This is a genomic window from Halomonas sabkhae, from assembly GCF_030409265.1.
GTDB lineage: Bacteria > Pseudomonadota > Gammaproteobacteria > Pseudomonadales > Halomonadaceae > Halomonas > Halomonas halmophila.
This window is the reverse complement of sequence record NZ_JAUFPM010000017.1, coordinates 206,064-219,168: the sequence shown is the minus strand read 5'-3', so window position 1 is coordinate 219,168 and position 13,105 is coordinate 206,064. Positions and strand designations below refer to the sequence as shown.

The window sequence follows — 13,105 nt, the reverse complement described above, 5'->3', positions numbered from 1 at the left end:
TTTCTCATGGTCAGCCATGGGGTGAACAGCTGGCACGATCAGCTGTTCACGGCGTCTTCTCTCCTTTCATTTACCAGTATCATTCTATTGAGTGTAGCAACCGAGCGCGGGTATCAAGGTTCCTGATCGCACCGAGGCAAGTCGTCTGTGGGTCCAATGCAGGATCCCCTCACGCCAACTCGGCAAGTCGCGCCTTCACCAGCTCACGTAACAGCGCTGAATCGACCTGCCAATCGACAGGCACCTGAAACAGGTGCTTTTTCACTACATAGCCCTGGCTCTCTAGAGTCGGCTTGAATGCCTCGATGACCTGGCTGCTCCAGGGAGCCAGAGCAAGGTGGCTCTTTGCCGCCGAGACACCAAAGACATAATCCCCACCACGGCAGATCTGGGGGACATTCCAGGCCATCCGGGTTTCAAGCTCGGGAAAGTCGGTCAGTATAGCCTCGATGACCCGGCATAACGTGCGCGCTTTCATGGGCTCCAACGAGCACAGGAAAGCATCGACAGAATCCAGTTTTTGTCCACTCACACCACTGCCCTCCGTCGTCCTGTCAAAAACGCCGCCCCGCTTCCAGCTCATCCGCCCGTTCGGCGGTCTCGCGCAGCATGCATTGATTCGCGGCGACCCGTGCCAAGGTGCCGCCGGCCGTAGCGTAGAACCGGCAGTTGGCGTCCCGGTAGTCGATCCACAGCCGCTGAGCCTCCAGCAGTGACTGACGACGCTCGGTCGGCAGCCCGTCGCGCAACGCCTGATAGGCGCCATTCAAGCGGGCATCCTGCGCTTCATACTCGGCGCCGATGCACTCGATCATCTTCATGGTGACGCCGCCCGCCTCCTCCATGCAGGTCGCATAGTGCCCGGAATAAGCCACATCGGCCTGGGCGACCGATGACAGGATCAGGCAGAGGGTGGCGACAGATAGACGTTTGATCATGGCTAGCGACTTCCCTGGCGGCAGAGACAGTAGCTCAACACACTTTTCCCCGGAATGCGCGTGATACATAACGCGGTGTCGAGCCAACCACCGCCCTGACATGCCAGGCATATGGCAACTCAGTCGGTAAAAGTCTCGTTCAGCCACTTGATGAAGTTGCGCTTCTGCTTGAACTCGGCCCGCACCTCGGCGAGTAGCGCGTTGAAGGCCTGATAATCGGCGGGTTTATGCAGGCGCCCATGCAACTCCTGCAACCAGACGATGGCCTGCCGGTAGGCCTGATTGCTGGTTTGTTGCACGAGATGGCGCACCAGGCGTGCATACAGCGGCAGGCCCTGCTCGGGCTCGAGAGCTTGAGCCAATTGATACAGCAACCCCGACGCAACCTTGTGTTCACCACACAATACCCTGGCCTCATCCAGGCGCGACTCGAGCAGGTAGATTTCCAACAGGCAGTTCGCCGGCCACGGCGCGTCAAGGAAAGTCGGCGAGCTGGTGTGATTCAGCCTTTCCGTCAACCAGTCGTGCACACCTTGACGATAATCAACCGTCAGTGCGTGAGTTTCCGCCAGTTCCAGCAGGTAGCGGTAATCCTCAAGTCGCGTCGTGGCCCGATAACACTGCCATTGCAGCTCTGCTGCGGCCTCCGGCTCCCCGCGATGCAGGCGCAGGCGAATCGCCAGCCGCTGCCGCTCGTCCGCCCAGGGTGACCGGGTCGCCGGCACCCGTGCCAACCATTGTTCGAGACGCTCCCAATCGCCATGGGCCAGGCAAGCCTTGGCGGCGTCCAGGCAATCCTTGTCGTCGCTGGCGGTTTTCTCATACACCGCCAGTATGGCCGGCAGATCGCCGGCCGCCTCGGCGCGTTTGATCAGCGGGTCGCGCAGGCGCATGTAGTAGAAACGCTGCGACCAATCGGCATTGGCGGGCAGTTTCGGTAACTCATCCCAGACGCGTTGCAGGCAAGCATGATAGGCCTCGAGCCCTGCCGCGCCCAACGCCTCGGTGTAGGCATCGGGAATGGCGGCATAAAACTCATGTTGATCGCCGAATGCCAGTTCGAAGAGATAGGCGGCACGCTTCTCGGCGGACCAGTCCTGCTGCCCCACAACCTTGACATGCAGTGTCTGCAGCGCCTCTTCACAGTGGAAGCGGAAGCCGCCGGAATCATCGATGCTTTGCAGCGCGCGATCCAGACGCGACAGGGCATAGTCGGCGAGCTTGAGGGCCTTGTCCGCCGGGAGCTGCGGTATCTGCTCGATAAGCTGGTCGACCACCGGCTCGGCAGCGGCGAAATAGGCGCGCACCTGACCATAGCGAAACAGGTCGCGATTGATGGGAAAGGCGGCCGTGATCCGTTTCTTCAGCTCCTTGTGATCCACCCCGCCGAGAACAGCATCGGCACGCATCGACCATTGCTGATACAGCGCCGGATCGCTTTCGATGAGAGACTGCAGGGACTCGATCAGCGAGTCCCTGCTCATCTGCTGCAGATAGGCATGCACGCGATCCGTGGCATCGCCCTCGGCCAGCCGCCACTGCTCGGCCTGCTCGGCGCGAAACGCCATGGCCACCACCACACAATGCTTGCAGAAGTCGATGCCCTCCGATGCCGGACAATTACAGCTCCCGTCCAGGCCGCGCTGGCTTACCCGGAGCTGGACCCTGTAGGGCTGACTGCCCTCCACATCGGCGCTGATGGTCGTGCCCTGTTGGCTCCAGCGCGTCACCATGCCCTGACGGTAACAATCCAGCCCCCGGCCGAAAGCCGCCTCGCCCGCCAGCGTGATGAGCTGACGATCGGTCAGAAACTCCCCATCATCCCGCGAAGCCATCAGGATTCTCCCCCGGCGGTATTGGTGCTGCGCCGCCGCGACTTCGCCGGCTTGAGCACCTCGGCCTCGACCATATCGTGCTCCATCTTGATGAACAGCAGCATCACCAGCTCGGTGACGTAGTCCGAGTCGTTGATGCCATCATCACGCAGCACGTCACAGAGGTTCCACAGCTTCGGGACGATGTCGTTGTGGGTCATATCGAGTTCCGATCAAGGCTGGCAGTGCCGGCCTTATTTGACGTTCAGGCAGAAAGTAAAATACGCCGCGCCACAATTTTACTCAGCGACATCATGATGGCGGGTACGGAACAACCTCATTGCTGTCCTCCGTCATGAGGCGCACCAGCTTGGGATGCACGAACAGCTTCTCGCGCCCGGCGCGTACTTCCTCGAGCACGTCGATCTCGCACAGCTGCTGCAAGTAGCTGGAGGCGGTCTGGCGCTTGGCGATGTCACGTTCCACCAGGTTATTGATGCGGCAGTAGGGCTGCTCGAAGATCACCTGCACCAGCTCGTGGCTGTAGACCCTGGGCAACCGCTGCTGGATATGACGGGTCGTATCCTCGAGTAGCGTGCGGGTCGCCGCAATCTTGTCAGCAGTCCAGCGGGCCGTATATTCGACAGCCTTCAGTATGTACAGCAGCCATTCCTGCCACTGCCCCTCACGGGTCACTCCCAGCAGCAAGCGATAGTAATCGGGCTTATGCAGCACGATATATCGACTTAGGTAAAGAATCGGTAGCGACAGCAATTGCTGCTCGATCAGGTAGAGGATGTTCAACACGCGACCCGTACGCCCGTTGCCGTCGGTGAAGGGGTGGATCGCCTCGAACTGGTAGTGGGCTACGGCCATCTTGATCAAGGGGTCGACACCATCTTCTTCATGGAGATAGCGCTCCCAGTTCGCCAGCAACTCTCGCAATGTCTCCTCTCCCATCGGCGGAGTATAGATCACCTCACCGCTGGTCTGATTGGCCAGGGTGGTGCCAGGCACCCGGCGAATCTCCATGTCGACGCCTTTTATGGTGCTGCATATCTCCACCGCCGTGTTGGTGCACAGAGGTCGCATGGCCAGCTCTCGATAGCCTCGGTTCAGCGCGGTGCGATAGCGCAGCGCTTCCTTGGTGGCAGGATCAGCGAGGGTATCTTCCTGGGCGAACTGAAAGAGCCTGTCGGTAGTGGTCACGATGTTCTCGATCTCGGAACTGTCGCGGGCTTCCAGCAGAGGCAACAGGTTGATGAGGAGTCCCTGGTTGGGCAGCAACTCACCCGCCTGCTTCAGCTCCGCCAGTGCTGCCCGAGCCGGAATACAGGCCTTCAGTACGGCCGGCGACTCGAGTTCTTCGGCGGGGGGCAGCGGCGGCAGGTCGTTGTAAGGATGATCGGGGCGCCAGCTCATGTTCATCTTTTCCAGAAAAATCGACACATCGTCAGTTTATGTCGACGGTATCGACATATCCAGAGAACGTGTCGAAAAAAATGACTTTCTTAAACATGTTGTCGGGACATGTCGATACCATCAACATGTCCACGAGACGTGTCGAAAAAACAGCGTTTTGTGAACATATAACGCTGACATGTCGATGGCGTGGACCTGTTCGGGCGCCGCTCGGCGAATATTCTAGCGCTTGAACAGCATGGCGAGACGTGCCGCCACGAGCTTGCCGATCAGCTTGAACGGATAGGCCGAGTAGGCGGGCACGTTATCGGGCATGGTGCTGCCCTCGGGCTTGAAGCGGGTTTGTATGCGCACTTGAAGCGGCCAGCTGGCATCGACGAACTGCGCCCTGTGCATGGAGAGCCAGTGGCCTCGCTGGAAGTCGAGGTACATGAAGGTATTGCAGCAACCGGCGACGATCCGGCTGGTGGGCGAGGTGCTCTTGAGCTTGTACTCGACGAGATTCTCGTCGCCTCGCGGGCAGCGCACGCGGTCCTTGCGGTAAAGCAGATAGGGAGTACCGCCCGCCGCGTCCAGAATGGACGGCGCATTGTCCAGCTGCTCAACCTGCCGCGCGCCCGCCTGACAGTCATCACAATGACAGGCCGCGCCCAGGATGGGACTGCCGGTCACTTCGAGCTCGACTGCTCCGCAGGTACAGCGCGATATGGACACAGTTGTTCGGGACACTGACGACTCCTTGCATGAACCAACCCCACCTCGGCTAAACGGCGGGGTTGGTCGCGGGGCATATCAAGGCCTCAAGGTGTGAGCGAGTGAGAGTGTCACATATCCACCCAGCCACCTCCAGCGGCGGACGATTCCAGCGCGCGGGTGATGAATGCCAGACCATCGACGCCATCCGTCACGCCCGGGGTATTGGCCGCCAGTGCCGCGGCCTGGCGCCCCGCCTGGTGGGCGCGAACCTGCTCGGCGAAGTCGGTATAGAGTTGGGCGAAGGCTTCCAGATAGCCCTCGGGATGCCCCGGCGGAATGCGTGATGCGGCAAGCGCGGCCTCACCGAGGCCCGGGCCATTGCGCGTCAGGATGCGCGATGGCTCACCCAGCGGCGAATGAAACAGTCGGTTGGGCGTTTCCTGGTGCCACTCCAGGCCGCCCTGGCTGCCGTAGACCCGCAGCTTCAAGCCGTTCTCGTTGCCCGGCACCACCTGGCTCGACCACAACATGCCCCGCGCGCCGCCCCTGAAGCGCAGCATCATGTGCACGTTTTCATCCAGGACGCGCCCCTCGACGAAGGTGTGCATGTCCGCCGCCAGTGACTCGAGCTCGAGCCCGGTGACGAAGCGCGCCAGGTGATAGGCATGGGTGCCGATATCGCCCAGGCAACCGGCCGGGCCACTGCGCTGCGGATCGGTACGCCATTCGGCCTGCTTGACGCCGCTGTCCTCCAGGCGCGTCGACAGCCAGTCCTGGGGATATTCGACCTGCACCACCCGCAGTTCGCCAAGCTCACCGGCGGCGACCATGTCGCGCGCCTGACGTACCAGCGGGTACCCCGAATAGTTGTGGGTCAGGCCGAAAAACAGCCCGCTGCGCTCGACCAGTTCCGCCAGCGTCCGAGCATCCTCCAGAGTGGTGGTCATCGGCTTGTCGCAGATCACGTGGATGCCGGCCTCGAGAAAGACCTTCGCCACCTCGAAATGCAGGTGGTTGGGGGTGACGATGGCGACCACGTCGATGCCGTCCGGGCGCTGGCTCTCCGCCTCGGCCATGGCGCGGTAGTCGGGGTAGGCGCGCTCCTCGGCCACGTGCAGTTCCGCGGCGGCCGCCCGGCTGCGTGCCGCGTCGGAGGCGAAGGCGCCGGCTACCAGCTCAAAATGGTCGTCGATGCGCGCGGCGATGCGATGCACACCGCCGATAAAGGCACCCTGGCCGCCGCCGACCATGCCCAGGCGCAGTCGGCGGGGAGTCTCGTGATGTTGGCTCATGTCGTTCTATCCCTCAGTGGTTCCATTCCTCAGCCGAGGCCCAGCAGGCGGCGATTGGTCGCCTCGTCGGCGCCGGCGTCGGCGAAATCGTCGAAGGCCCGCTCGGTGACCTGGATGATGTGGTCGCGAATGAAGGCCGCCCCCTCGCGGGCCCCCACCTCCGGGTGCTTGAGGCAGCATTCCCACTCCAGCACCGCCCAGCCGTGATAGTCGTTGGCCGCCATCCACGAGAACATCGACTTGAAATCGACCTGGCCGTCGCCCAGCGAGCGGAAGCGCCCTGCCCGTTCGGTCCAGGACTGATAGCCGGAGTAGACGCCCTGCCTGGGGCTGGGATTGAACTCGGCATCCTTGACGTGAAACATCTGGATGTGATCGCGGTAGACATCCAGAAAGCCCAGGTAATCGAGCTGCTGCAGGATCAGGTGGCTGGGATCGTAGAGGATGTGGCAGCGCGGGTGATGGCCGACCCGCTCGAGAAACATCTCGAAGGTGATGCCGTCGTGCAGGTCCTCACCGGGATGGATCTCGTAACACAGGTTGACCCCGGCCTCGTCGAAGGCATCGAGGATCGGTCGCCAGCGCTTGGCCAGTTCATCGAAGGCGCTGTCGATCAGCCCGGCGGGGCGCTGCGGCCAGGGGTAGAGGAATGGCCAGGCCAGCGAGCCCGAGAAGGTGCCGTGGTCGGTGAGGCCAAGATTGTGCGAGGCACGGGCAGCCAGCATTAGCTGTTCTACCGCCCACTCCTGACGGGCCCTGGGATTGCCACGCACCTCGGGGGCCGCGAAGCCGTCGAAGACCTCGTCGTAGGCCGGATGCACGGCCACCAGCTGGCCCTGCAGATGGGTGGAGAGTTCGGTCAGTGCCACGCCATGTTCCGCCAGCGTGCCCTTGATCTCGTCACAGTAGGTACGGCTCTCGGCGGCCCGTTTCAGGTCGATCAGGCGCGAGTCCCAGCTGGGAATCTGTACCCCCTTGTAGCCCAGCTCCGCCGCCCAGGCGGCGATGCTGTCGAGGCTGTTGAAGGGGGCCTGGTCACCGGCAAACTGGGCAAGAAACAGCGCCGGTCCTTTGATGGTCTGCATGAGGGGCTCTCCGATGGGTTACCGGGTAGCTGATAGCAAGGCGCGGACGGGCAAGGGGCGCCCGTCCGCGTGCGTCGATCAATACGGCGAGTCGGGGAAGTAGTACTGCTCGGCGTTCTCCGGCGTGATCAGCGGCGAACCGAGAATGTATTCGCCGACGACCGGACCGTTGGAGACGAAGTTCTGCACGGTGAGATCCATGGCAGTGGCGATCATCGCGGGTGGGTAGAGCACATCCACCGGCACCAGTTCATCGCCCTCCATGACGCGCTTGATGATGTCTTTCATGCCGGCCCCGCCGACGATGAACAGCTCGTCCTCGCGCTCGGCCTGGCGCACCGCCTCGATCACGCCGAGGGCGGCGTCGTCATCCTGGGCCCACACCGCGTCGATGTTGTCGAAGCGCGCCAGGAAGTCCTGCATGACCTCGAAGCCATCATCGCGATTCCAGTTGGCATGCTGCATGTCGAGAATGTTGATATCGGAGCCCTCGATGGCCTCCTGAAAGCCCTGCACGCGCTGGTCATCGATCACCGTGGGAATACCACGCAGCACCACGATATCGCCCTGTCCATCGAGTTCCTGGCGAATGTATTCACCGGAGACACGGCCCATCTCGTGGTTGTTGCCGGCCACGTAGAGGTCTTCGATACCCTCCTGCTCGAGGCCACGGTCGACCACGGTGACGAAAGCCCCGGATTCCTTGACTCGGCGCACCGGTCCGGTCAGCGGTCCCGACTCGAAGGGCAACACCACCAGCGCATCGATACCGCGCAGCGAGACGAGATCCTCGAGGTCATTGGCCTGTTCGCCCGGGCCACCGGCCGTGCTGATGGTGATCGAGATATCGGGGTACAACCCCTCGAGACGCTCCTTGGCCTGTTCGGCATGGAAGTTGACCCCACCGGTCCAACCATGGGTGGCGGCGGGAATCGATACCCCGATGACGGTCTCCTCGGCCATGGCCAGCGTGGGTAACCCCAGTGCCGCCACTGTGGCGAAGGCCGCGAGCGTGCGCCTGGGAAAGGTCACGCTGGTGCGGGGCTGGTTCGTACCTGGCAGATGCTTGTTGGGCATGGTGACGCTCCTTTGCTGCTTGTGCTTGTTGTGTTGCTGCCTGTTGAGCGCCTCATGGCGCCAACTTCCTCCACGAGGCACGTTGCAGGTACACCGCGACGATGATGATGATCCCTTGCACCGTGCCGTTGAGATAATTGGAAATGGCATCGGTGAGGTTGAGGATATTGCCGATCATGGTCAGCATGATCGCCCCCACCACCGTGCCCCAGATGCGGCCATGACCGCCCTTGAGCACGGTGCCACCGATGATCACCGCGGCGATCGCTTCGAGTTCCCAGAGCACCCCGGTGGCACCCGAGGCCGAGCCCAGCCGCGGTACATAGATGATGGTCGCCAGCGCCACGCACAGGCCCTGCAGCATGTAGGTCAGGGTCTTGATGCGATCGACGCTGATGGCACTGTACTCGGCCACCTTCTCGTTGGAGCCGATGGCGAAGCAGTAGCGGCCGAAGCGGGTATGGTTGAGCAGGATGTAACCGCTCACGGCGACCACCAGGAACACCAGTACCGGTATCGGAATCCCCAGCAGGCTGGCGTAGTACACGGGCCGGTAGATATCGCGCACCCCCCAGTCCAGCGACAGGGTGCCGCCATCGGCGAGGTAGGTGACCAGCGAGCGATAGATGCCCATGGTGCCGAGCGTGACGATGAACGCCTCGATCTTGCCCTTGGTGGTCACCACACCATTGATGAACCCCGCACACAGGCCGAGCAGCAGCGAGGCACCCACGCCAAACAGCACGGTGGTCAGGCCGGCCCCGAACTGCTCGACCAGGCTGTTCATGAGGATGATCATGACCCCGGCGATAAAGGCCGCCATCGACCCCACCGACAGATCGAGTCCGCCGGCGGTGATGACGAAGGTCGCACCGATGGCGATGATGCCGATGAAGGCGCTGCGGGTGAGCATGTTGGAGAGATTGTCCAGCCCCAGAAACGCCGGGTTGATCAAGACCCCCAGCATCGCCAGCGCCAGTAGCGCAATGAACGGCCCCCAGGTCATGATATCGACGGAGGCGCGTTTGCGGCCGCTTGGCTTGGTGTCAGGCATGGCGCTGTTCATCGACTCCTACCCCCTTGATACCGGATGCGTACTGGATGATTTCCTGTTCGTTGATCTGCGCGCCCTCGAGCACCCCGGTCAGCACGCCGGCGCACATCACGGCAACCCGATGGGAGAGGCCGATCAGCTCGGACATCTCCGAGGAGATCAGGATTACCGAGCAGCCAGCGTCGGTCAGTTCACGCACGAAATGGTAGATCTGTTGCTTGGTGCCGACATCGATGCCGCGAGTCGGCTCGTTGATGATCACGATCTCGGGATCGATGGTCATGACCTTGGCCAGCATCAGCTTCTGCTGATTGCCACCGGAGAGTTCGGCGGCGGTATCCGCCTGGGTGCGCAAGCGAATATCGAAGCGCTCGATGGCCTCCTGGAAGGCCTGCTCCTCGCGGCGCCGATCGATCAGTGGATGGCAATAGGCACGCAGGTTGAGCAGCGTCAGATTGGGACGCAGTCCCATGTTGAGCACCAGCCCCTTGCCCTTGCGATCTTCGGTGAGATAGGCGATGCGCTGGTTCACCGCATCGCGCAGGTGGCGCAGTACCACGGGCCGGCCGTTGCGCAACACCTGCCCCCGGCTGTGGGAACGTAACCCCAGCAGCGCCTCGATCAGCGCCGTACGGCCGGCGCCGACCACCCCGCCGAAGCCCAGCACCTCACCACGGCGCAGGGTGAAGCTTGCCCCATGGACGGCGCCGGGCACGACGATATCGCGCGCCTCCAGCACCACCGGCGCATCGCTGGAGAGCACGCTGCGTTCGGGGTACATGTCATGGATCTCGCGCCCGACCATCAGCCGCGCCAGTTCCTCCTTGCTGCGACCGGCCATCGGCCCGCTGTCGATCAACTGGCCATCGCGCAGTACCGTGACCCGATCGGCGATCTGCTCGATCTCGCGCAACTTGTGGGAGATATACAGAATCGCCACGCCACGCTGACGCAACCGGGCAATCAACTCGAACAGCACGGAGACCTCATGCTCGGTGAGCGCTGCCGTGGGCTCATCCATGATCAGCACGCGCACGTCACGCGTGATCGCCTTGGCGATTTCTACCATCTGCTGATCGGACGTCCCCAGGTCCTTGACCCGGGTGTGCGGGTCGACCCGCGTTTCGAGTTCGGCCAGTGTCTCACTGGCGCGTGCACGCATGGCGCGGCGATCGAGAAAGGGGCCGCGACGCAGCTCGCGTCCCAGGAAGATGTTTTCTTCCACGCTCAGCTGCTCGGCCAGCGCCAACTCCTGGTGGATCATCACCACCCCATCGGCCTCGGCTTCACCGCTGTCGCGATAATGGCGCACCTCGCCATCGAGACAGACATCGCCCCGGGTCGGACTCAGATAGCCGGCGAGGATACGCACCAGGGTCGACTTGCCGGCACCGTTCTCGCCCAGCAGGGCGTGCACTTCACCGGGATAGAGGTCGAGATCGATATCGAACAGCACCTGGTTGGGGCCGAACGAGCGACAAATACGGTGAGCCGACAACCGCGGCTGTTCCTGGGCACTCATCATCCCCACCCCGCATCGACGGAAAATTCGTGGCCGGTAAGCTGGGCGCTGTCATCGGCCGCCAGGAACAGCACCATCGGCGCGACATGCTCCGGGGTCAGGCGCACCTTGAGACACTGGTGCTGCTGAATGCGTGCCTCGTCCTCGGGGCCGATCCACTTGTCGAGCTGGCGTTCGGTGAGGACGCAGCCCGGCACCACCGTGTTGACGCGAATATTACGCTCTCCCAGGTCACGCGCCAGGCTGCGGGTCAAACCGTGCACCGCTGCCTTGGCGGTCACGTAGGTTGGCAGGTTGCCCAGCGCCAGACGCACGCCGATCGAGCCGAAATTGATGATCGAGCCGCCCCCGGATTCGGCCATTCGCTCTGCCACTGCCTGGCTGGTGAAGAACATCGGCCGCAGGTTGAGCGACATGCGCTCGTCCCAGTAGTCGACGCTGACCTCGCGCCAGTCATGGCGATCATCATTGGCAGCGTTGTTGACCAGGGTGCGGATCGGCCCCAGGGTCTCGCTCACCTCCTCGATGATGGCCTGCAGGGCCGTGATGTCGCGGATATCGCAATGGCGATAACAGGGCGAGCGGCCCGTGCGCGCTTCGAGTTCACGGCACAGCGACTGGCTTGCCGCGTCGTCGATATCGACGAAGGCGACATTGGCTCCCTGGAGGTGAAAGGCCTGCACCAGGGCCGCACCGATCCCGCCACCGCCCCCGGTAACGAAGACGACGCGCTCGGCAAGGCTGGGATAGCGGGCCATCGGCTCGCGCATGTCAATTTCCCTCATTGTTGTTGTGGCTAACGCCGATGAGTATTCCTGCCGATGGCGTCATGCGGTTGGCTGACATTTAATTTAGTCGCTAAAATAAATATCCACCAATGCAACTTAGGTCTCATCAAGCCCGGGTCGCATCAGACTTCACTCCGCAATGGCGACAAACATGGCTTCCAGGTCCCATGACACCAGCCGCCTCGACAACACCCTGGCGGTGATACGCAGCCTGCGTGACAAGGGGCCGGTGGCGCGTGTCGACCTCGGCACCCTCAACGGCATCAGCTCCGCGACGGTCACCTCGATCAGCGCCGACCTGTTGCAGCAGGGGCTGATCAGTGAACGCCCCCCCGACATGCCCCGGCCCAACGAGCGTGGACGTCCCAAGACACTGATCCAGCTCGCTCCCGAGGCGGCCTGCGTCATCTGCATCAAGCTCTCGATCAATGAGCTGCAGCTGGTGGTCGGCGATTACGCCGGCCAGATCACCCACAGCGAGCACCACAGCATCGACACCCTGGGCTTGAGCCAGGAGGCGCTCGTCACGCTGCTGAAAGACAAGACCGCCGCCGTTTGCGACCTGGCACTGACTCGCCACCGCCGTTTGGCCGGCATCTGTCTGGCGGTGCAGGGGGTCGTGTCATCGCATAGCGGCACGCTGATCTGGTCGCCGGCGTTGAGCTTTCGCAACGCGCCACTGGCGGCGTTGCTGGAGGCGCATTTTGACTGCCCGGTGCTGCTCGAGAACGATGCCAACTGCATCGCCAGCGTGCTGGCGACACAGCCCGCCTACGCCGAACACCCCAACCTGGTGGTCATCATGCTGGGCTACGGCATCGGCATGTCGGTATTGATCGACGGCAAGCCTTTTCTGGGCGCCAACGGCTCCGCCGCCGAATTCGGCCACAGCAAGTACCAGCCGGGTGGCGCCCTGTGCGCCTGCGGCAAGCGCGGCTGTATCGAAGCCTACATCAGCGACTATGCGCTCTATCGCCAGGCGAGCGAGGTCATCGAGCTGCCCGCCGGCGATAGCGCCCACCCCTCGGAGTCGCAGATGCAGGCGCTGACGCAGCTGGCCCTGCAGGGTCAACCCGAGGCGCAACGTATCTTCGCCGAAGCGGGGCGCGCATTGGGCTACGGTCTGGGCAATCTCTTGACCCTGTTCAACCCCGACCTGGTGCTGATCACCGGTTCAGGGGTGCGTGGCTACCCGGCCATGCACGACGCCATGCACACCGCCATCGACGAGGCCCTGGTGCCCGAGCTGGTCGGCTCTACCCGCATCGCCAGCTGCCCCTGGGATCGCGACATGACCTGCCTCGGCGGCATCGCCATGGCCCTTCAGGCGACCGATCCTCAGGTACTGGCGGGGTAACACAAAAAAGCCCGACCAGGCGGCCGGGCAAGCAGTCACAAGGAGTCTCGTGCTGGCTGA

Annotated in this window: 13 protein-coding genes; 1 reads left to right on the top strand and 12 read right to left on the bottom strand. The window is 62.8% G+C overall.

From position 1 onward, the window contains the following. Positions 1-169: 169 nt before the first annotated feature. The 12 genes from QWY79_RS11795 to QWY79_RS11740 form a co-directional block, all read right to left on the bottom strand. Positions 170-478, bottom strand: coding sequence for an iron chaperone (locus QWY79_RS11795; protein ID WP_290272944.1), 309 nt, complete (start codon positions 476-478; stop codon positions 170-172). Between the two features lie 76 nt (positions 479-554). Next, complete coding sequence (locus tag QWY79_RS11790) at positions 555-938, bottom strand: lysozyme inhibitor LprI family protein (RefSeq protein ID WP_290272942.1); 384 nt, start codon at positions 936-938, stop codon at positions 555-557. 119 nt (positions 939-1,057) lie between these two features. Next, entirely contained in the window at positions 1,058-2,773 is a 1,716-nt protein-coding gene (locus QWY79_RS11785) for an SWIM zinc finger family protein (RefSeq protein WP_290272941.1), read from the bottom strand. After that, the gene (locus QWY79_RS11780) at positions 2,773-2,973 is read right to left on the bottom strand and encodes a type I restriction-modification system subunit M N-terminal domain-containing protein (RefSeq protein WP_290272939.1); all 201 of its coding nucleotides are present in this window, start codon (positions 2,971-2,973) and stop codon (positions 2,773-2,775) included. The genes QWY79_RS11785 and QWY79_RS11780 overlap by 1 nt, the downstream gene beginning before the upstream one ends. Before the next feature lie 91 nt (positions 2,974-3,064). Beyond that, positions 3,065-4,174: a protein adenylyltransferase Fic gene (fic, locus tag QWY79_RS11775; RefSeq protein WP_290272937.1), complete on the bottom strand. Its 1,110-nt coding sequence runs from the start codon at positions 4,172-4,174 to the stop codon at positions 3,065-3,067. A gap of 222 nt (positions 4,175-4,396) precedes the next feature. Then, complete coding sequence (locus QWY79_RS11770) at positions 4,397-4,903, bottom strand: GFA family protein (protein WP_290272935.1); 507 nt, start codon at positions 4,901-4,903, stop codon at positions 4,397-4,399. A 95-nt stretch (positions 4,904-4,998) separates the two neighbouring features. After that, positions 4,999-6,162: a Gfo/Idh/MocA family protein gene (locus QWY79_RS11765; RefSeq protein WP_290272933.1), complete on the bottom strand. Its 1,164-nt coding sequence runs from the start codon at positions 6,160-6,162 to the stop codon at positions 4,999-5,001. A 29-nt stretch (positions 6,163-6,191) separates the two neighbouring features. Beyond that, positions 6,192-7,247, bottom strand: a complete 1,056-nt coding sequence (locus QWY79_RS11760; RefSeq protein ID WP_290272931.1) for a sugar phosphate isomerase/epimerase family protein — start codon at positions 7,245-7,247, stop codon at positions 6,192-6,194. Positions 7,248-7,325: 78 nt separating this feature from the next. Further along, the gene (locus QWY79_RS11755; protein ID WP_290272929.1) at positions 7,326-8,324 is read right to left on the bottom strand and encodes an ABC transporter substrate-binding protein; all 999 of its coding nucleotides are present in this window, start codon (positions 8,322-8,324) and stop codon (positions 7,326-7,328) included. 52 nt (positions 8,325-8,376) lie between these two features. Continuing rightward, positions 8,377-9,378 (bottom strand): ABC transporter permease, encoded by a 1,002-nt coding sequence (locus QWY79_RS11750; protein WP_290272927.1) that lies wholly within the window; start codon positions 9,376-9,378, stop codon positions 8,377-8,379. Next, on the bottom strand, positions 9,371-10,900 hold the full coding sequence (locus QWY79_RS11745) for a sugar ABC transporter ATP-binding protein (protein WP_290272925.1): 1,530 nt from the start codon (positions 10,898-10,900) through the stop codon (positions 9,371-9,373). The genes QWY79_RS11750 and QWY79_RS11745 overlap by 8 nt, the downstream gene beginning before the upstream one ends. Continuing rightward, positions 10,900-11,670: an SDR family NAD(P)-dependent oxidoreductase gene (locus QWY79_RS11740; protein ID WP_290272923.1), complete on the bottom strand. Its 771-nt coding sequence runs from the start codon at positions 11,668-11,670 to the stop codon at positions 10,900-10,902. The genes QWY79_RS11745 and QWY79_RS11740 overlap by 1 nt, the downstream gene beginning before the upstream one ends. Before the next feature lie 169 nt (positions 11,671-11,839). Between QWY79_RS11740 and QWY79_RS11735 the strand changes: the two genes are divergently transcribed. Continuing rightward, the gene (locus QWY79_RS11735) at positions 11,840-13,045 is read left to right on the top strand and encodes an ROK family transcriptional regulator (RefSeq protein WP_290272921.1); all 1,206 of its coding nucleotides are present in this window, start codon (positions 11,840-11,842) and stop codon (positions 13,043-13,045) included. The last annotated feature ends 60 nt before the right edge of the window (positions 13,046-13,105 follow it).

Bases quoted from the DNA above. Each gene is read 5' to 3' on its own strand.
- QWY79_RS11795 (WP_290272944.1), bottom strand. From the start codon at position 478: ATGAAAGCGCGCACGTTATGCCGGGTCATCGAGGCTATACTGACCGAC.
- QWY79_RS11790 (WP_290272942.1), bottom strand. From the start codon at position 938: ATGATCAAACGTCTATCTGTCGCCACCCTCTGCCTGATCCTGTCATCG.
- QWY79_RS11785 (WP_290272941.1), bottom strand. From the start codon at position 2,773: ATGGCTTCGCGGGATGATGGGGAGTTTCTGACCGATCGTCAGCTCATC.
- QWY79_RS11780 (WP_290272939.1), bottom strand. From the start codon at position 2,973: ATGACCCACAACGACATCGTCCCGAAGCTGTGGAACCTCTGTGACGTG.
- fic (WP_290272937.1), bottom strand. From the start codon at position 4,174: ATGAGCTGGCGCCCCGATCATCCTTACAACGACCTGCCGCCGCTGCCC.
- QWY79_RS11765 (WP_290272933.1), bottom strand. From the start codon at position 6,162: ATGAGCCAACATCACGAGACTCCCCGCCGACTGCGCCTGGGCATGGTC.
- QWY79_RS11760 (WP_290272931.1), bottom strand. From the start codon at position 7,247: ATGCAGACCATCAAAGGACCGGCGCTGTTTCTTGCCCAGTTTGCCGGT.
- QWY79_RS11755 (WP_290272929.1), bottom strand. From the start codon at position 8,324: ATGCCCAACAAGCATCTGCCAGGTACGAACCAGCCCCGCACCAGCGTG.
- QWY79_RS11750 (WP_290272927.1), bottom strand. From the start codon at position 9,378: ATGCCTGACACCAAGCCAAGCGGCCGCAAACGCGCCTCCGTCGATATC.
- QWY79_RS11745 (WP_290272925.1), bottom strand. From the start codon at position 10,900: ATGAGTGCCCAGGAACAGCCGCGGTTGTCGGCTCACCGTATTTGTCGC.
- QWY79_RS11740 (WP_290272923.1), bottom strand. From the start codon at position 11,670: ATGCGCGAGCCGATGGCCCGCTATCCCAGCCTTGCCGAGCGCGTCGTC.
- QWY79_RS11735 (WP_290272921.1), top strand. From the start codon at position 11,840: ATGGCTTCCAGGTCCCATGACACCAGCCGCCTCGACAACACCCTGGCG.